This is a genomic window from Hafnia sp. (assembly GCF_036648275.1).
GTDB lineage: Bacteria > Pseudomonadota > Gammaproteobacteria > Enterobacterales > Enterobacteriaceae > Hafnia > Hafnia alvei.
Map to the genome: position 1 here is coordinate 272,387 of NZ_JAVXIQ010000002.1, position 19,195 is coordinate 291,581.

19 protein-coding genes and 1 other RNA gene are annotated in these 19,195 nt (G+C 49.1%); 10 read left to right on the top strand and 10 right to left on the bottom strand.

Features of this window, described 5'->3' with window-relative positions:
• Positions 1-20: 20 nt before the first annotated feature.
• From copA to RSC70_RS03760, 5 genes are all read left to right on the top strand, one after another.
• Complete coding sequence (gene copA / locus RSC70_RS03740) at positions 21-2,780, top strand: copper-exporting P-type ATPase CopA (protein ID WP_332541729.1); 2,760 nt, start codon at positions 21-23, stop codon at positions 2,778-2,780.
• Positions 2,781-2,947: 167 nt separating this feature from the next.
• Positions 2,948-3,220, top strand: coding sequence for a type B 50S ribosomal protein L31 (locus RSC70_RS03745; protein ID WP_025799950.1), 273 nt, complete (start codon positions 2,948-2,950; stop codon positions 3,218-3,220).
• Entirely contained in the window at positions 3,220-3,360 is a 141-nt protein-coding gene (gene ykgO, locus RSC70_RS03750) for a type B 50S ribosomal protein L36 (protein WP_004091741.1), read from the top strand. Before RSC70_RS03745 ends, ykgO begins: the two co-directional genes overlap by 1 nt.
• 513 nt (positions 3,361-3,873) lie before the next feature.
• Positions 3,874-4,242, top strand: a complete 369-nt coding sequence (tomB, locus tag RSC70_RS03755) for an Hha toxicity modulator TomB (RefSeq protein WP_025799952.1) — start codon at positions 3,874-3,876, stop codon at positions 4,240-4,242.
• A gap of 19 nt (positions 4,243-4,261) precedes the next feature.
• A complete protein-coding gene (locus RSC70_RS03760) occupies positions 4,262-4,465 on the top strand; it encodes an HHA domain-containing protein (protein ID WP_025799954.1) in 204 nt (67 codons plus the stop codon).
• A 200-nt stretch (positions 4,466-4,665) separates the two neighbouring features.
• Here the strand turns inward: RSC70_RS03760 and RSC70_RS03765 are convergent, their stop codons facing one another.
• Both RSC70_RS03765 and ffs read right to left on the bottom strand, forming a co-directional pair.
• Positions 4,666-5,088, bottom strand: a complete 423-nt coding sequence (locus RSC70_RS03765; RefSeq protein ID WP_282806857.1) for a lysozyme inhibitor LprI family protein — start codon at positions 5,086-5,088, stop codon at positions 4,666-4,668.
• A 182-nt stretch (positions 5,089-5,270) separates the two neighbouring features.
• An RNA gene (gene ffs / locus RSC70_RS03770) (signal recognition particle sRNA small type) lies at positions 5,271-5,367 on the bottom strand.
• A 203-nt stretch (positions 5,368-5,570) separates the two neighbouring features.
• Between ffs and RSC70_RS03775 the strand changes: the two genes are divergently transcribed.
• Positions 5,571-5,909 carry an MGMT family protein gene (locus RSC70_RS03775; protein ID WP_304186216.1) on the top strand — a complete coding sequence of 113 codons (339 nt, stop codon included), beginning with the start codon at positions 5,571-5,573 and terminating at the stop codon, positions 5,907-5,909.
• A 47-nt stretch (positions 5,910-5,956) separates the two neighbouring features.
• Here the strand turns inward: RSC70_RS03775 and RSC70_RS03780 are convergent, their stop codons facing one another.
• Complete coding sequence (locus RSC70_RS03780; protein ID WP_025799960.1) at positions 5,957-6,475, bottom strand: YbaY family lipoprotein; 519 nt, start codon at positions 6,473-6,475, stop codon at positions 5,957-5,959.
• A 292-nt stretch (positions 6,476-6,767) separates the two neighbouring features.
• Here RSC70_RS03780 and tesB point away from each other — a divergent pair, with 292 nt between their 5' ends.
• A complete protein-coding gene (gene tesB / locus RSC70_RS03785) occupies positions 6,768-7,628 on the top strand; it encodes an acyl-CoA thioesterase II (RefSeq protein WP_282813892.1) in 861 nt (286 codons plus the stop codon).
• An 80-nt stretch (positions 7,629-7,708) separates the two neighbouring features.
• Here the strand turns inward: tesB and amtB are convergent, their stop codons facing one another.
• The 5 genes from amtB to RSC70_RS03810 all read right to left on the bottom strand — a co-directional run bounded on the left by amtB (position 7,709) and on the right by RSC70_RS03810 (position 13,828).
• A complete protein-coding gene (gene amtB / locus RSC70_RS03790) occupies positions 7,709-8,998 on the bottom strand; it encodes an ammonium transporter AmtB (RefSeq protein ID WP_040044393.1) in 1,290 nt (429 codons plus the stop codon).
• 33 nt (positions 8,999-9,031) lie between these two features.
• On the bottom strand, positions 9,032-9,370 hold the full coding sequence (gene glnK / locus RSC70_RS03795; protein WP_004091732.1) for a P-II family nitrogen regulator: 339 nt from the start codon (positions 9,368-9,370) through the stop codon (positions 9,032-9,034).
• Positions 9,371-9,703: 333 nt separating this feature from the next.
• Positions 9,704-11,482 (bottom strand): SmdB family multidrug efflux ABC transporter permease/ATP-binding protein, encoded by a 1,779-nt coding sequence (locus RSC70_RS03800; protein ID WP_332541732.1) that lies wholly within the window; start codon positions 11,480-11,482, stop codon positions 9,704-9,706.
• Positions 11,475-13,247 (bottom strand): SmdA family multidrug ABC transporter permease/ATP-binding protein, encoded by a 1,773-nt coding sequence (locus RSC70_RS03805; protein ID WP_130970864.1) that lies wholly within the window; start codon positions 13,245-13,247, stop codon positions 11,475-11,477. The genes RSC70_RS03800 and RSC70_RS03805 overlap by 8 nt, the downstream gene beginning before the upstream one ends.
• A gap of 119 nt (positions 13,248-13,366) precedes the next feature.
• Positions 13,367-13,828, bottom strand: a complete 462-nt coding sequence (locus RSC70_RS03810; protein ID WP_025799970.1) for an Lrp/AsnC family transcriptional regulator — start codon at positions 13,826-13,828, stop codon at positions 13,367-13,369.
• Positions 13,829-13,953: 125 nt separating this feature from the next.
• Between RSC70_RS03810 and RSC70_RS03815 the strand changes: the two genes are divergently transcribed.
• The gene (locus tag RSC70_RS03815; RefSeq protein ID WP_332541734.1) at positions 13,954-14,994 is read left to right on the top strand and encodes a PLP-dependent cysteine synthase family protein; all 1,041 of its coding nucleotides are present in this window, start codon (positions 13,954-13,956) and stop codon (positions 14,992-14,994) included.
• A gap of 83 nt (positions 14,995-15,077) precedes the next feature.
• On the opposite strand, the gene cof is transcribed toward RSC70_RS03815, so the two are convergent.
• On the bottom strand, positions 15,078-15,899 hold the full coding sequence (gene cof, locus RSC70_RS03820; RefSeq protein ID WP_332541735.1) for an HMP-PP phosphatase: 822 nt from the start codon (positions 15,897-15,899) through the stop codon (positions 15,078-15,080).
• Positions 15,900-16,017: 118 nt separating this feature from the next.
• On the opposite strand from cof, the gene RSC70_RS03825 reads away from it, so the two are divergent.
• Entirely contained in the window at positions 16,018-17,721 is a 1,704-nt protein-coding gene (locus RSC70_RS03825) for an SgrR family transcriptional regulator (RefSeq protein WP_332541737.1), read from the top strand.
• A 101-nt stretch (positions 17,722-17,822) separates the two neighbouring features.
• Positions 17,823-18,509 carry a 7-cyano-7-deazaguanine synthase QueC gene (queC, locus tag RSC70_RS03830; RefSeq protein ID WP_025799977.1) on the top strand — a complete coding sequence of 229 codons (687 nt, stop codon included), beginning with the start codon at positions 17,823-17,825 and terminating at the stop codon, positions 18,507-18,509.
• Between the two features lie 191 nt (positions 18,510-18,700).
• Here the strand turns inward: queC and RSC70_RS03835 are convergent, their stop codons facing one another.
• The gene (locus RSC70_RS03835) at positions 18,701-19,111 is read right to left on the bottom strand and encodes a YbgC/FadM family acyl-CoA thioesterase (protein ID WP_025799978.1); all 411 of its coding nucleotides are present in this window, start codon (positions 19,109-19,111) and stop codon (positions 18,701-18,703) included.
• Positions 19,112-19,195 lie beyond the last annotated feature (84 nt).

Genomic DNA, 19,195 nt, shown 5'->3' on the forward strand with positions numbered 1-19,195 from the left:
ATACTCGAGAGGATTTTATTATGTCACAAACTCAACTATTCGCGCTGCAAGGCTTGTCCTGCATGAACTGTGCGAAAAAAGTCAAAACCGCGCTGGAAGCTCGTTCCGATATTGAACTGGCTCAGCTGAATAATCCACGCTATGCCAAAGTCACCGGCGACGCCGATGCTCAGGCGATTATCACAACCGTAGAGCAAGCGGGTTACCATGCAACGGTTGCGGGAACGCCTGACGTAGAGCTGGCGCTAGGCGGCTTAAGCTGTGGCCATTGCACCGCCAGCGTCACCAAAGCGTTGGAGGCCGTTGCTGGCGTTGATGCGGTTGAAGTTTCATTAACCGACGCCAAAGTCTATGGTTCCGCCGATTCAACAACGCTGATTAATGCCGTTATAGCCGCTGGCTATGAAGCTTCATTGGCAAGTGGAGAAAGCCACCCAAAAACTGAGCCGCTGACACAGTCTGCAACAGCAAACTCGACAGCACCACAAGCGCCGGAAACTCTGGCAGCGGCTGAAACAACTTCTCCGGCGACAGCAACTCCAAACGCTTCTGACGATGACGATAGCGTTCAGCTGTTGCTCGACGGCATGAGCTGCGCAAGCTGTGTATTAAAAGTGCAGAATGCTTTGCAGAGCGTACCCGGCGTTGAACAAGCGCGCGTAAACCTTGCCGAGCGCAGCGCATTGGTCATAGGCCGTAGCGATCCAGACGCTTTGATACACGCCGTTGAAAAAGCCGGTTACGGCGCTGAAATCATTCAAGATGAAGAGAAGCGTCGTGCACGCCAGCAGGAATCAGCGGAAAAGTCAGTGAAAAAATTCCGCTGGCAGGCCGCTCTGGGCTTAGGTCTGGGTGTGCCGCTGATGGCGTGGGGGCTGTTCGGTGGATCGATGGAGCTCACGGCGAGTAACCAGAATAACTGGTTGATCGTCGGGCTGGTTACCCTTGCCGTGATGGTATTTGCCGGTGGGCATTTCTATCGCAGCGCATGGCGTAGCCTGATGAACCGTAGTGCTACCATGGATACCTTGGTGGCACTAGGCACCGGCGCCGCCTGGCTCTACTCCATCACGGTAACGCTGTGGCCGCATGTGTTCCCGATGGAAGCGCGCCACCTCTACTACGAAGCCAGTGCGATGATTATTGGTTTGATCAACCTCGGTCATGCCATGGAAGCCAGAGCACGCCAACGCTCTTCGAAAGCACTTGAGCGTCTGTTAGATTTAACCCCGCCGACCGCTCGCGTCGTCACCGAAGAGGGTGAGAAAACGTTGCCGTTGGCCGACGTTAAGCTTGGCATGACGCTACGCTTAACCACCGGCGATCGGGTTCCGGTTGATGGTGAGATTATTTCCGGCGAAGTATGGATGGATGAAGCCATGCTAACCGGCGAACCGATTCCACAGCAGAAATCTTCAGGCGATCCGGTGCATGCAGGTACCGTAGTTCAAGACGGTAGCGTTCTGTTCCGTGCGGGAGCCATCGGCAGCCAAACGACGCTGGCACGCATCATTAAACTGGTGCGCCAAGCGCAGAGCAGCAAGCCTGAAATTGGGCAAATGGCTGACCGTATTTCCGCAGTTTTTGTTCCCACCGTGGTTGGGATTGCGGTATTTAGCGGCCTGATCTGGTACTTCTTCGGCCCACAGCCACAAATTGTGTACACCTTGGTGGTGGCGACAACGGTACTGATTATTGCCTGCCCATGCGCCTTAGGTTTAGCAACGCCAATGTCGATCATTGCCGGTGTTGGGCGAGCCGCTGAGCTCGGTGTATTGGTTCGTGATGCCGACGCCTTACAACGCGCCAGTGAACTTGATACGTTGGTATTCGATAAAACCGGTACATTGACTGAAGGCCAGCCAAAAGTAGTTGAAATTCACACCTTTAACGGCGTCAGCGAAGCGCAGGCATTGCAGTGGTCTGCGGCCTTAGAAGCGGGTTCAAACCATCCATTGGCACGCGCAATCACAGAACGAGCAGATCGTTTAGTCATACCTGAAGTTACCCAGTTCCGCACGTTACGTGGTCTTGGCGTAAGCGGTGACGTTGATGGACATACGTTGCTGTTGGGGAACGACGCGCTAATGGAGCAGCAACAGGTTGATACTACTGAGGTTAAATCCCTGCTTAAACAGCAGGCCGAACGCGGGATAACGCCAGTACTGTTATCCGCAGACGGGAAACCTGCCGCATTGCTTTCTATCCGTGACCCGCTAAGAAGCGACAGCGTGGAAGCATTACAACGCTTGCATGGTTTGGGCTATCAGTTGGTGATGCTAACCGGCGATAACCCACTCACGGCGAATGCGATTGCTAAAGAAGCGGGTATTGATCAGGTTATCGCGGGCGTACTCCCTGAAGGTAAGGCCGATGCAATTAAAGCGTTGCAGGCTAAAGGACATAAAGTCGCGATGGTCGGCGATGGTATCAACGACGCCCCTGCTTTGGCTCAGGCTGATGTGGGTATTGCGATGGGCAGTGGCAGTGATATCGCCATTGAAACCGCAGCGATTACGCTGATGCGCCATAGTCTGAATGGTGTGGCTGACGCGGTGGAACTTTCCTGTGCCACGTTGCGCAATATGAAGCAAAACCTGTTAGGCGCATTCGTCTACAACTCGCTGGGTATTCCGATTGCTGCCGGCGTGTTGTATCCGTTAACCGGCGCACTGCTTAGCCCAGTAGTTGCCGGAGCAGCCATGGCGCTGTCATCCATTACCGTGGTGAGTAACGCCAACCGTCTGTTGCGGTTTAAACCCAAATCACAGTCTAAATAGACCTTGATCGATAGCCCTCCTAAAAAGGCCGCGTATGCGGCCTTTTTTATTGCCCTTCTCGCCCGCTTTTCATCAATTTAAAAATCTTGATCAACAATCCGCTTGCAACGGCAAAAAATGCGTCGCATAATAATTGTTATGTTATAACATCAATAAAGAGCAGAAAAATGAAAGCCAATATCCATCCAAACTATCGCACCGTGGTTTTTCACGACACAACGGCAGACGCCTATTACAAAATCGGTTCAACGATCCAATCCGACCGTTCTATCGAGTTGGATGGGGTAAGTTATCCGTATGTCACGCTAGATGTCTCTTCCGCTTCCCATCCGTATTACACAGGTAAGCAGAAAGAGTTTTCTAAAGAAGGCAGCGCAGCCAAATTCCAGCAACGTTTCGGTCACTTTATGACGAAGAAAAAAACCGTAGAGGCCAACTAATGCAAGTCTTAAGCTCATTACGATCCGCAAAAAAGCGCCACCCAGATTGTAAAATCGTTAAACGTCATGGCCGCATATTCGTTATTTGTAAGTCAAACCCACGCTTCAAAGCCGTGCAGGGAGGAAAGAAAAAACGCTGAATATAAACCTTTTAACTCACCACAGCCCCAAATCGTGGGGCTGCTACTACCTCTTGAACTCGTTATCCTGTTTACTCTGCGTTATGCCCAATCTTACATCCAACATATTGAAAAAAAACAAATCAGCTTTCTAACACTTCGTCAGCACACCAAGACACATAAACACTGCGTAATAAAAGGTAAAATTCCCTTGGTTAGATGCCTATTTGTGCAATAATCATAAAGAGATAATTATCTTCAAGTCATTACCCTATGCTTAATTAGTTAAACACCTTTAGAATCGCAAGGATGATTTGCTTTAGAGTTTTCTGAAAAGTGTTTAAAAAACACGCGAAGCGTCTTAATTAAATACTTATTAACACAAATTATCGCCAATCTAGATGTGCTTTTGCTATGATGCTGCGGCCTTTAGTAATGCTGATGGTTGTACACTGCTTTTGATGTTTATTGTTGTGCTTCACGACAACATAGACTAATTCGTTGAGACAACGTTGAGCAAGATGGAGGCATGATATGGATGAGTACACGTCTTATCAGCACGATATAACTGAACTGAAATACCTTTGTAATATGCTGTATAATCAGGGAATGGAAGTTCTGAGTGATAGCCATCATGGCTGGGTTAATGACCCAACTGCTGTAGCTAATCTGCAACTCAATGAATTAAACGAACATATCGCAACGTTCGGTTTAACGTTCAAGATTAAGTATCCAAAGAGTTCAGAATTAACTGAAATATTAGATGAGTATCTTGACGAAACTTACAGTCTGTTTAGTAATTACAGCATAAACGAACCAGAACTAAAAAAATGGCTTAAAGTAAAAGGCCGTATTTTGCGTTATTTAGCGGGTGAAAAACCAGCATCCGCGTTGAACTTTTAACCTTAGATCAGGAGTTCTTATGACTAAAATTGATTACCTTATGCGCTTACGCAAGTGTACAACGTTAGAAACTTTAGAGCGTGTCATTGAAAAAAACAAATACGAGCTCTCCGACGACGAGCTAGAAACTTTCTACTCAGCCGCCGACCATCGTTTGGCCGAACTCACCATGAACAAACTGTATGATAAGATCCCTGCTGAAGTTTGGAAGTATGTTCGCTAAATAGTTAACCTAAATTATCACCTAAGAAATTACCTTTATTTATTGCTTAACGATTAATAAACACTTTTATCAATTGGATTAATCATCTGTGGTTTTCCATTTGTATTTTTGCATCTTACATTAGGTGCTACTGTTTCTGCAGCCAGAAAGAAAAAACAGTAAAGGCCAATAACGCTTATATACGCTGGCCTTTGCTTGCTCTATTCACCCGATAAGTTCGTACTACGACGCAATCTATCTAGGTCAATAGCTTTTTCTTTAATCACATTGAGTTTGGTTTCAGCCGCAACCAGCCCCCACACGGTCCCCTGCTCTTGTTGGTAAAACGCATTTATCGCTAGAAAGTAATCATCTTTATATTTAACCCACCCTCTTTGCGCAATTTTTAGTTTTTCCTGAGCAGGCACTGATTGATCTTTGAGTAATAACTTATATTGATTATTTAACTCGGCATCCCACGCTTTCATGGCAGTCTGGTAACAGCTAGAAATAGCTTGTGTCGCAGAGGCCACATTTTTACAGCGTTCCAAGGAATCATCGATATCTTTGCCCAAAGGCGCTTTTGCATGTGCTGATACGCTGCATAAAAACAGCACTATCGTCAGTAACCCCTTTTTCATCATGACAACCTCATCAATACATCCAATAGAAAGAATATATACAACTTTTCTCGCTATTGCTTATTTCTGTTGCAATAAAACGGTGACGGGTAGGCAACACCAAGGGTTTGAAAATAGATCGCTAAGGGTGAAAGTGTTGAATGGTTTAAAGCTAAGAAAACAGAGAGGGTTTAAATGGGTGGAGGCCCTGCCAGCTACATCCCGGCACACACGTCGCCTGCTGCGGCTGCTTCCTTCCGGATCTGACCGAGTTCACAAGTTAGCGTTGCGGGAGAACCAACAGGGCCTCCATTGATGAGCGACTGAATGACTAATGCATAACGTCATGCATCACTTCAGTGCGGGGGCATTATCAGTGATGACTCGGCGAAAAGCAAGGCTAAGGCTGCCGAACGTCGTTTTATTAAACAATCATTTTATCCATCAGCCCCTTATGGCAAACTGCGTTCATACCATGAGCCACTCATTTTGAATTTCAATGCCTTATGCCAAACGATATCCCATCGGTGCCTGAAGATAACTTTCGCCAACGTGTTTTGATGTCAATTCACGCCATCCCCTATGGAAAAGTGGCAACATATGGGCAAATAGCTCGCCTTGCGGGGTCTTCACGCGCGGCACGGCAGGTCGGTGGTATTTTACGCAAGCTCCCTAAGGGCTCATCCATTCCCTGGTATCGCGTCGTCAATCGCAGCGGCAACATCTCTCTAGTTGGCCCTGACTACACGCGCCAACGCACTGCTCTGCAAGATGAAGGCATCACCTTCAACGCGAGCGGCGTTATCGATTTGGCTCTTTATGGATGGGATCCATCGCAGCCATAAAAAAACCTGCCACAGTGGGCAGGTTTTTCATATCGCCTAAACGAATATTAGAAAGGTGATGTTCCTTCAACCTTCTTTTTTTCACTCAGCACGGTGGCAGCACCATCAGCAGAAACAGGCACCAAGACCAGATCTTTCTGCGTACCCGCGTTGTTATTCACCACTTCATTCAGCGTATCAGTGATGAACACTAAGCGACCGTCGACTTTAATTGCCGCGCTCAGGTTAATGCGCTGGTTTGGTTGAATATCCTGAGGATTGAACGGCAGAACAAAGTTATAAGGTGGCTGTTTGCCATCGGTGCGGAACACTTTCTGTGACAGCACGCGAGCAGGCGCATCCGCCAGAGAAACATCGGCTAAGGTGACCGTAACTTCCGCATTTGGTGGCAGAGCGATACGCTGACGAATATTCACGCTACCGCGCACCGCTGGGCCGCTAATCTGCGACGCATCTGCAGTCACTTGATTACCCGGTGCAGGCGTTGGGACATCAGCGGCATTTGAAGAACAGCCAGCAACCGTTGCGGTCATCAGTACACCACCTACAATTTTCCAGAGTTTCATAAGTTCGGTCTCCTTCCTTTTATTTTTGTTGTCGAATGCCTATCTACAAAAGCATATTGAGCAACCGACACGAGCCTCTTAAAATAGTTTCTTAAACTAAGATACCTGATAAGCATGGCACAAAGCGCTGAGTTTTCCAGTTTTATCTACTTTACATTAACATTTTCAGATAATTGAACCCTAGAAACGATGGCGACCCCTTAAATAGTTTTGTGATAAGTTCTGCCATAATTGATAATGCAGTTGGGGGCTTTGCTCCTGTTTTCAACACTGGTTAATTAGGATCTCACTCATGAGTCAGGCATTAAAAAATTTACTCGATCTGTTAGATCTGGAAAAAATCGAAGAAGGGATCTATCGCGGGCAGAGTGAAGATCTTGGCTTACGTCAAGTTTTTGGCGGTCAGGTGGTTGGTCAAGCGCTCTATGCCGCAAAACAAACGGTGCCTTTAGAACGCAATATTCACTCCTTTCACAGCTATTTCCTCCGCCCCGGCGATAGCAGCCAGCCGATAATCTATGACGTTGAAAATCTGCGTGACGGTAATAGTTTCAGCGCGCGCAGGGTAAAGGCGGTGCAACACGGTAAACCTATTTTCTACATGACGGCCTCTTTCCAAACTGCCGAACCGGGTTTCGAACATCAGAACGTGATGCCCGATGTACCAGCGCCTGAATCATTAAAATCTGAATCTGAAATTGCCAGCAGCATGTCGCACCTCATCCCTGAATCCGTGCGTGAAAAATTTACCTGCGAAAAACCGTTGGAAATGCGTCCGGTGAGTTTCCATAACCCTTTGATGGGCAAAATAGAAGAACCTATCCGTAACGTTTGGTTCAAAGCCAATGGCGAAATGCCTGACGACCCACGCATTCATCAGTATTTGCTAGGATATGCGTCCGATTTCAATTTCCTGCCAACCGCCTTACAGCCACACGGTAAAGGGTTCTTAGAGCCAGGCATGCAGGTCGCAACGATTGACCATTCAATGTGGTTCCATCGCCCGTTCCGCTTGGATGAGTGGTTGCTTTATGCGGTTGAGAGCACCTCTGCGTCTGGCGCTCGCGGTTTTGTACGAGGGCAATTCTACAACCGTGCGGGTGAACTGATTGCCTCTACGGTTCAGGAAGGCGTGATCCGCCAGCGTTCGTAAAATCCGAATACCATCCATACAACAAAAGGGCGGATTTCTCCGCCCTTTTCGCATCTGCAATTGCACGATGAAGAAGAAAACTATTGGTTGTACGCGTTCTCACCGTGGCTATTGACGTCCAGACCTTCGCGCTCTTGTTCTTCCGGCACACGCAGGCCTACACAAACATCAGCAATCTTAAAGGCAATTAACGCAGCCACGCCAGACCAAACGATACAGACCACAACGCTCAGTGCCTGCACGCCTAACTGATGGCCCATGGTCACCCCTTCGGCATAGCCGGTTCCTCCTAATGACGTTGCGGTTAGGATCCCCGTGGCTAAACATCCCACGATACCGCACACGCCATGTACACCGAATACGTCACAGGTATCATCCACCTTCAACCAGCGTTTCAGCATAACCACGCCCCACAGCCCAGCAACACCCGCAATCAGGCCGAGCAACAGCGCGCCTCCTACACCAACGGTGCCCGCGGCAGGCGTCACCGCAACAAGCCCAGCGATACAACCTGAGCACGCGCCCAGCAGAGACGGCTTTCCGCGCGTCATCCACTCAGCTAATACCCAAGACAGAATCGCCCCTGCCGTCGCTACCACCGTATTCACAAAGGCCAGCGCGGCAATTTCATTCGCTGCACTTGCCGAGCCTGCGTTAAAGCCAAACCAACCGATATACAGAATCGCAGTTCCCATAAAGACCATCGGTAGGTTATGAGGCTTGAAGGCTTCTTTGCCAAATCCTGCACGCTTACCTAACAGATACGCACCAACCAAACCTGCAATCGCCGCATTAATATGCACAACCGTCCCACCCGCAAAGTCCAGCGCTCCGTCTGCCGCTAAATATCCACCGCCCCACACCATATGAGCCATCGGAATATAAGAGATCGTGAACCACAGCACGGCAAAAATTAGCACCGCCGAAAAGCGAATACGTTCTGCAAACGAGCCCACAATCAGACCAACAGTAATACAGGCGAATGAGCCCTGAAACGCAACGTGGATCATCTTGTAGAATGAGCCGGTTAAATCGGTTAGCCCAATCCCTTTCAGCATCACTTCATCTAGGTTGCCAAAAATGGCGTTACCGGAACCAAATGCCAAAGAGTAGCCATAGACAATCCACAGCACGCAGATGGCGGCAAACGTCACCATCACCTGCGTCATCAATGACAGCACGTTTTTGGAGCGTAATAATCCACCGTAAAATAGGCCAATACCGGGGATGGTCATAAACAGAACGAGCGCAGTACAAATCATCATAAAGGCGTTATCAGCCTTATCTGCTACGGCTGGCGTTGCGGCCATGGCGGCACCGGGTAGTAATAAAGCACTCCCCAGAGCTAAAGTGGATAAGCGTGTTTTCATCATTAATCCATCCCTATCTGTGTGAGTTATTAATTACAGAGCCGCTTCGTCGGTTTCACCGGTACGAATGCGAATAACGCGCTGTAGTTCGGCAACAAAGATTTTCCCGTCGCCAATTTTTCCGGTATAGGCTGATTTGCTGATGACATCGATCACCTCATCGAGCTGATCGTCAGCAATCGCCACATCAATTTTTACTTTGGGCAAGAAATTCACGTTGTACTCTGCCCCACGGTATAACTCGGCGTGGCCTTTCTGGCGGCCAAATCCCTTCACCTCGGTAACGGTCAATCCCTGGATCCCAACAGAGGAAAGGGCTTCACGTACGTCTTCCAGTTTGAACGGCTTAATCACCACGGTTACAAGCTTCATACGACCTCTCCTCACATGACTCCGAATAATTTCGTCTACGCATTGATATGAGCAAAGGCTATGCCAACTTTGCATAAGGCTAGTTGATAGAAGAAAATGCTGGTTTTAGGGAAAGAGGGACTCGGTTACCGCAGATAAAACGTGAGGTATTTCTCAAAAACGCACCAATAGCGTGCAATCGGGAAAAACACGGTGCATTTTTTTTACACAATTCTAGGCGACTATGCACTGCAAATGCACAGGCTGGATTGCCATAATGAACGCAGTAGAAATCAAAAAGCCGGTGCTATGCATTCGTGGCATAACAACCGGCTTTTTAGCTGCGGAAAATATTTAGATTGTCGGCGATTCTTGATGCAACCCAGCCGCTAACGCTTCTCCTACTAATTGCAGCTGGTGCATTTGGTAGTAACGTCCCTGCTTAGCCAGTAGCTCGTGATGCGAACCTTGTTCCACTGCCTGTCCTCGGTGCAAGACCAGAATAGAGTCAGCATCTACGATGGTCGACAATCGATGAGCAATAACAATCAAGGTTGTTTGTTGGCGAATCACATTGAGCGCTTTCTGAATTGCCTGCTCGGTACCGGAATCGATATTAGCCGTAGCCTCATCCAGAATAAGAATTTGAGGAGCCTGAACCAGCACACGCGCCATTGCTAACAGCTGTTTTTGCCCCACGGACAGATTATTTCCCTGTTCACCCAGCTGGGTTTGAATACCCTGCGGCCAGCTTCTGACCAGCGCTGCAAGCTGCACGTCCTCCAGTGCTTTCCAAACCTGAGCTTCGCTGATATCACGGCCAAGCGTTACGTTATGCATAACCGACTCTGCCATCACCACAGGATCCTGCTGAACCATTGCTACGCCTTCGCGCAAAACCTGATGGCTCAGCGTAGGGATCGGACGACCATCAATGCAGATCTCGCCCTGATTAACCAGATAGTAGCCCATCAGCAAGTTAGCCAGCGTCGATTTACCGCTGCCGGTATGCCCGACTAAAGCCACAAATCCGCGTGATGCAATGTGCAGATTGATATCCTGCAAAACAGGGCGACCTTCCCGATAGGCGAAAGTCACGTTGTTAACATCAACGCGCCCGCTCTGCAAAGGCTGTATATCGCCGCCGTAATTCTGCTGGGCATCATCCATCAACTCGAAAATGCGCTCTCCGGCAACAACGGCCTGCTGCATCATGGACTGTTGGCTGGTGAGCTCAATCAAAGGCTCATTCAGACGGCCTAAATAGTTAATGAAAGCATAAAGCACGCCCACGCCAATCGAGCCTTCGGCGCTGAAGCCAAACAGCATTAACAGCCCACAGAGGATCATGGCAGAGAAAAGGCTCAGCAACGGACGCAGTAAAAAGCCTTCCAAACGCAATGTCTGCATACGCGCCTGATAATGAGAGCGGCTAACCTCCCCCATTTTTTCACCAAAGCGCGCCTGCTGGCGGAACTGTTGGATAACCCCCATGCCGTTGATCACTTCGTTAAAACCATCATTGATATCGGCAAGGTAGCTACGAACACGGCGTACCACCGGCGTGCTGTAGTGCTGGTAAACGGCCATCACCACAAATACGGCGGGGAAAATACAGATAGAAATCAGCGCCATTCGCCAATCAAGGGTAAACATGGCCACCAGCATCGCACCAATCAGCGCCGCGCTTTTCAGCACCGTCGCCACCACCGTGACATAAAGATCTTTAATCACTTCGGTGTCGTTGGTCACTCGCGAGATAAGCTGCCCAACAGGCTGGTTATCAAAGGCTGATAAAGGCTGACGCAGCGCAGCATCCATAACGTCTGTACGTAGCTGTTGCACGACCCCAACCGCCGCACGGTTGAACAGTAAGGCCTGCGCATACTGCAAACCCGCTGCGGTAAACTCAAGCAGCAGATATAACAGCGCTAAGCCTGTCACCAACCCAAGTCTGAGATCGCCTTTGGCAACCACGTTATCGATGAAGTAGCTGATGATAATCGGGCCACAAACTTCCGCAGCCGCGGCCACCCACAGCATCACCACGGCAATGGCTAACGGTTTTTTATAAGGGCCACCATAGGCGAGCAGGCGTTTCAGAGTCGGCCAGAGTTGTTTGATATTACGCATTATCTGGCTCCTGAATCTGCGAGTCTGGCTCATCAAGCTGAGCTTCAATTTGCTGGAAGCGGTGCATATCACGATACCAACCACGCTGTTGACTCAGCTCACTGTGCAAGCCACGCTGAGCGACAGCGCCTTGCTGCAGAACGAGGATCTCGCTGGCTTCTGTCAGCGCAGAAAGGCGATGCGCGCTGATAATCACCGTTCGATTCTCTCCCCATTCGCGCAGATTATGCAGAATTTGGTATTCAGTACGGCCATCTACCGCCGATAGCGCATCGTCAAGAATCAAAATTTCTGCATCCAGTAACAATGCGCGAGCAATAGAGATGCGCTGCTTTTGCCCACCGGACAGCATCACGCCGCGCTCTCCCACTTCGGTTTGATAGCCTTCAGGCAAGCGCAGAATATCCTCATGCACGCTGGCCAGCTTAGCCACGCGTTCAATGTCTTCCTGTGTTGCATCAGGTTTACCTAATGCAATATTCATGGCAACAGAATCCGAGAACAGGAAAGGTGTTTGGCTCACAACGGCAAGGCGAGCGCGCCATTCATCTAGACGAAGTTCACGCAAAGAGATGCCGTGGAAACACACTTCCCCTTGGTCGGGATCAAACTGTCGCTGAATCAATGAGAGTAATGCGCTTTTACCCGCCCCCGTTGGCCCACATAGGCCTAGCATCTGACCCGGCGCGAGATTGAACTGGATGTTATGCAGTACGGGATTAGTCCCTTCGCTATAGGCGAAACGCTCAACATCCACGCTGAGCACACCTCGCCCCTGAGGCAACGAGCGTTCGCCGTCTTGAACCGTTGACGGTTCAGACAGCATGCTGCGAATACGGCTATAGGCCGCACTACCACGTTCTACGATGTTAAACATCCACGCTAATGCCAGCATAGGCCAAATCATTAAGCCCAGATACATCACAAAGCTGGTCAATTGCCCTAACGTTAGGTGACCATGAATGACCATCACCCCACCGCCGCCAATCGCCAATAAGTTGGCACAGCCAATCGCGATAAAAATGGTCGGGTTAAAGCGCGCATCGACTTTAGCCACGTGCATATTACGGGCACCTGCTTCTGCTGCGACATCGGCAAAGCGCTTCGACTGATGATTTTCTAGACCAAAGGATTTAATCATGCGAATGCTGGTCAAGCTCTCTTGAGCCTGATCGTTGAGCATGGAGAAAGCCGCCTGTGCAGACTTAAACCGCGAGTGCAACTGCGCGCCTTGATGCTTAATCACCAGAGCCATAATCGGCATCGGAATAAGAGACAGCAGCGTTAGCTCCCAGCTAATTTGGGTGCTCATCACAAACAGCACCGCCAAGCCCATAACCAGCGAGTCCACCAGCGTCAATACGCCTTCCCCCGCGGCAAAAACAACGCGATCGACGTCGTTGGTCGCTCTGGCAATTAAATCGCCGGTGCGGTGGCGGTGATAAAATGAAGGGGCTTGATTACTGAGCTGACGATAATATTTTTCACGCAGTTCAACGGCCAGCAAATAGGATGCGCCGAAGAGCAGCACTCGCCACACATAACGCAGCAGATACACCACCACTGCGACAAGCAGTAAAATACCAATCCAAAATGCCAGCGTTGAAGCTGGCATATGCTGTTTTGACACGCCGTCAATCACGATGCCAACAATGCGCGGCGGCACCAGTTGCAAAATAGCGATAACGACTAATAAAAGTACGGCTCCCAGATATCGCCGCCATTCACGACGAAAATACCAGCCTAGTTGGGCAAATAATCTCACGTATTTTTATTCCATAGCCCGCTGTGGGCTTTGATTTTAAATGCTGTATATATAAACAGCACTAGGATAACACCGATAGGAAACTTAGGTAACCGCGTGATGGGTAAATTTTGCGTGCTTTATTCACCCACGGGCAAAAACGTGGTGCTTTTGATTTGTTCCATCGCAAAACTGGAAGTGACGTCACTTAAGCCTTTCACCGCATTCACCAATCGCTTATAAAACGCATCGTAGCTTTTCATATCCGCAACCTGTACCTGCATTAAATAATCGTACTCTCCAGCCATACGATAAAACGCAAGGATTTCAGGCATGTGCTCAACCTGCTGCACAAAATGATGATACCACTCACTGCTGTGATGCTGAGTTTTGATCATAACAAACGCGGTCAGACCAAGGCCAAGTTTATCTTTGTCTAGCAGCGCTACACGCCCAACGATATAGCCCTCATCTTCTAGGCGTTTTAGGCGTTTCCAGCAGGGCGTAGAGGTCAGGTTGACCGCATCGGCCAACACCTGCAACGACTGAGTGCAGTCGCGCTGTAAGAGCTCCAACAGTTTTCGGTCTGTTTTATCTAACATATATCACTTATGGAGAAATATTTTCTCTTATTAGGCCAATATGAAGTCTATATAGCAACTTCTTTTTCTGCAAAATCCGATAGTCTTATCCCATACGTTCAGACTGACTCACATAGGCCATTATCATGAACAACGCTTGGGTAAAGCACGCTATCAGCGAGATCGAAGCCGATTTTCAACGTTCGGCAGACACACACCTTATTCGTCTAAATCTTCCTACCTTTCCCGGCATCTATTTGTATCTGAAAGATGAGAGCACACATCCAACCGGCAGCCTGAAACATCGTCTAGCCCGCTCACTCTTTTTGTATGGGCTATGTAACGGTTGGATTAAAGAAGACACCACGATTATCGAAGCGTCTTCAGGCAGCACCGCCGTGTCCGAGGCCTATTTCGCTCGACTGCTGAATTTGCCGTTTATCGCCGTGATGCCTTCATGCACCGCACGTAAAAAAGTCGAACAGATCGAGTTCTATGGCGGACGCTGCCATTTTGTTGACAGCGCCAGCCAGATTTATGCAGCGTCAGAGCAATTAGCCAAAGAATTAAACGGCCATTACATGGATCAGTTCACCAACGCTGAACGAGCAACCGACTGGCGTGGCAACAATAATATTGCCGATAGCATATTCCGCCAGATGGAACGAGAACCGCATCCGGTTCCCGCTTATATCGTCATGAGCGCAGGCACCGGCGGCACGTCCGCAACCTTAGGCCGTTATATTCGTTACCAAGGGCACCCGACTCATCTGATGGTGGTGGATCCTGAAAACTCGGTGTTTATGGATAGCTATTTGCAAAAAGACCGCACCATTACGGGCACCTGTGGCAGCAAAATCGAAGGTATCGGACGACCACGTGCTGAACCCTCATTTATCCCTGAGGCCATCGATAGCATGATGCGTGTTCCAGATGCCGCTAGCATCGCCACCATCCATTGGTTGCAGAAGGTATTAGGCCGCAAAGTCGGGGCTTCGACAGGAACAAACATGTGGGGAGCATTAACGCTGGCACGTCAAATGCGCGATCGCGGCGAACAAGGCGCTATCGTTACCCCGCTCTGCGACAGCGGTGAACGTTATTTAGACACCTACTATGATCCTGATTGGGTGAAAACGAATATTGGCGACTTAAGCCAATACACCCAACAGTTGGAAGCGATGTAGCTTACCCATTCTGCCTAAAGCAGAAATAAAAAACCGGGCTATACACACTATGTGTAGGCCCGGCGGCTGTAAAAGAATCCTCGTTATTCGGGGGAATGGTGAGGTTTTTTTGGTGAACTCAGCCAATTGTTTAACTGTTGTGCCACCGCCTGCTGCTGGCAATGACCAATAATCTCTAAGTGCGGCAGGCTGGCTTTGAGCTGCGGCAACGCATTACCCATGATGTAACCTTTTCCGACCATGCCCAGCATTTCTCTGTCATTCATCGCATCACCAAACGCCATACAATCAGCAAGATCGATATCTAGATGGTTGCATAAATGGCTGAGCGCAGAGCCTTTGTTAGTTCCTGCGGGCAAAACTTCTAAGCAATCGTAGGCCGAAAAACACAGATCAACAGCCTGGCCAAAATGCAGGCGCAGGCGTGTTTGTAAAATCGTTAAAGCATCGTGATCGCCACAAAAACAGATTTTACTTATGCCATAAGCCGGTAGAGCACGCAGCGGCGTAATTTGATAGCCAAAACCATTTTCCACATGCGGGGCTAAGAGCTCAGGGTACTCAACTGAGGTCAACCAACCGTCATCTCTAAAAACGTGAACCGAGGCGGGAGTTTCCCAATGCGAATGCAAAACCTCAAGCGCAATTTCTGGCACCAAGTCGCTGGAAAATAAATTATTACCCTCGCGATCGTGTATCCGCGTGCCATTGCCGGTAATCATGTAGCCCTGTAGACCTAATCGACGCGCGATAGTACGCACTTCGAGAAAATGCCGCCCCGTTGCAAACGTCAGCGCAATCTGATTTTCAGACAAGCGATGCAGCGCACCCAAGGTTTCAGCCCCAACCTGATGGTTAGGCATCAACAGAGTGCCGTCCATATCAAAGGCCGCTAAACGAACCATACCGAAACCTCTTTTGTGACGAGTAATTTTTGTGACGAATACAGTGAGATAAACAGTATGGCGTGGCATTTACGGAACTAATAGTGAACAATTAAAGAAAATTGTTCAGGATTTAGCAATGCGTCTGCTACAGAGGCTTAGCCAATACCAACGTTTAAACCAGTTTGCTGGTGACGATCCAATTCAAACAACCGTGGCTGAACTGGCGGGGGTTTTCTGCTGTAGTGAACGCCATGTGCGTACATTGTTAGCCCAACTTCAGGCGCTGAAATGGTTGGAATGGCATGCCACAGCAGGACGTGGGAAACGCGCGCGGTTGCACTGCGTCATTCCTGAACAGCAGCTTCGGGCTAATCTGATGCAGCAACTGCTCAACGCAGGCGATCATCAAAATGCGTTAAAGCTGGCTGAACGAGATCCCATTCATCTCAATGAACTGCTTATGCCACATCTGGGTGGGCAATGGGATTCAGATCTTCCTACGCTACGTATTCCGTACTATCGAACTCTTGAACCTATCGAGCCGTTAGCACTAACCGGACGCGCCGAACAACATCTTGCCCATACCATCCATGCGGGGCTCACTCGCTTTGAAACCGGTAATCCACATCCACAGCCCGATTTAGCGCATCATTGGCAAATCAGCGCCGATGGTCTGCGGTGGCAGTTTTTACTGCGCAGCGATTTACGCTGGCACAATGGGCAACCGATCACTGCAGAACAGTTGGTTCAGCGGCTAAAACAACTGTGCCATCACCCTCGCTGCGGTAGTTTTCTGAGCAGCATCGCGGATATTTCTCTGCCTCATGCGCTGTGCATTCGTTTTACCTTAAAGTGTGCCGACTATTGGCTTGCTCACCGTCTGGCTGATTTACTCTGTCTTTTGCCTCATCCTGATTATCCTGAAATCGGCGCGGGACCTTTCCGCCAGATCAGCTCTTCAGACATGCTCATTAGGCTTGAGCAGCACAGCAGCTATCATCTGCACCGCCCTTACCTGCATGCGATTGAATATTGGATTACATCCAGTCCAGAACAAACATCAGCAGCCCCCAGCAGCCAGCATCCGGTAAAAATAACCATCGGGCAGTATGAAGAATTAGACAGCGTTCGTCCGGTACAACGCAGCACCAGCGTTGGTTTTTGTTATATCGCTCTCAACCAGAAGCGCGGAAAACTTACAGTGGCTCAGAGGCGTTACCTCACGACGCTGATTCGAGAAGAAAATACGCTCAATCATCTCCCGATTGAAAATGGTTTGATTGCGCGCAGCAGCGCAATGTTGTCTGGATGGCCGCTGCCGGAACCTACCCTTGAGCCGATGTCGTTGCCCTCAAAACTCACGTTGCTTTACCATCCACCGGCCGAGCTCACCGCGCTTTCCGACCGGCTACAGGAACGTCTCGCACAGGCCGGATGTAAGCTAGAAGTCCGTTTTTATGACGGTAAACGTTGGGAATCTAGCGAACAGTTTGACGAAGTCGATATTATTTTAGGCGATAGATTAATCGGTGAATCACCGGAAGTGGCCTTGGAGAATTGGCTGCGTATTGATGTTCTCTGGCAGGCAATATTGAGCGATGAAGAGCAACAGCAATGCCGTAGGGTACTAGATGGTGTGCAGCAGCTAGCGGATGAAACGGATCGCCATCATGCCCTGCGAGATTATTACACCCACCTCATGCAGCAAAGCATCATCATGCCGCTGTTTAATTACCAGTATCAAATCAGTGCGCCTCCTCGCGTAGAAGGCGTGACGCTTACCGCCTATGGGTGGTTCGACTTCTGCCGGGCATGGGTTCCCGCCCCCACGGATGAATAGTCAAGCTGTTCATCTCCTCCCATAGCCGTTACCATAGACCACGTTATGGCAGACAATTTATTGTCTGCCTCTCTTTTTTTTAGACTGATAGAGGTAAGGCAATGAAACGCGCGGTGGTAGTATTCAGTGGCGGTCAAGACTCCACAACTTGTCTAATTCAAGCTTTGGAGCGTTATGACGAAGTGCATTGCATCACTTTTGATTATGGCCAACGCCATCGTGCTGAAATTGACGTCGCACGCGATCTCGCCATTAAGCTTGGCGCATCAGCGCATAAAGTACTCGATGTTGGTTTGCTTAACGAACTAGCGATAAGCAGCCTTACCCGCGACAACATTCCGGTTCCAACCGAAAGTGAAGACGGCATTCCAAATACTTTTGTCCCTGGCCGCAATATTCTGTTTCTGACCTTAGCAGCCATTTATGCTTATCAAGTACAGGCCGAGGCCGTAATTACCGGCGTATGTGAAACTGATTTTTCCGGCTACCCAGACTGCCGTGACGAATTTGTGAAAGCGTTAAATAAAGCGATCGTCTTAGGCATGGCGCGCGACGTTCGTTTCGAAACCCCATTGATGTGGCTGAATAAAGCAGAAACCTGGGCGTTAGCCGATCATTACCAAAAACTTGATCTGGTTCGTCAGGAAACGCTCACCTGCTACAACGGTATTCAAGGTGACGGCTGCGGCGAATGCGCTGCCTGCCATTTGCGTTCGCACGGGCTAAATGATTATTTAGCAAACCGCGCGGCGGTTTCTGCAAGCCTGAAAGAAAAAACCGGTCTGTAAGATCAATGTTGGTCACTTAAGCCTGATTTTAGGGGAAGTACACCGATGGGGTCGTAGCAGCTTTAGCTGCCGGAGCGCCCCGCGGTGTGCTAGCCCCGTGTATCTCGATCTCTCAAACGATCAGCATCAACCTGTAAGATCACGTTCAATGAGCCGCTATATTCTCGTATTGGCGGCTCATTTTATGATTTTCACTTATCTCCGCTCAATTCCAGCAGACGATCGCGTAATGCGCCTTCCAAAGGCAATGCTTTTTGCGTTCTAAGATCGGTGCAAACAAACGTTAAAGCAGCATCAATGATAATTTCATTATCCGAAGTGCGAGTGATGATTTGGTTTAACACGCCGCTACGGCCATTAAGCTGATGCAGTTTACTTTCCACCACCAGCTCATCATTTAGCACCGCGCCGCGACGATAGTTGATGTTGAGATTCACCACCATAAACGCGATGGCCTCCTTCATCATCCAATCAAAAGCACCGTGGTCTTCAAGCCACTGCCAACGCGCCTCTTCAAGGAACTCAAGGTAACGGGCGTTATTAACATGCTGATAGACATCTAAATGATATCCTCGAACCTTAATGATGGTTGCATTGCTCATCGTTCATGTGGCCTTTTCCAGTATTTGACTGAAGCGACTGCATGTTTGCAGTCGCCTGCTCAGCTATTTTTAATTCTTAGCGCA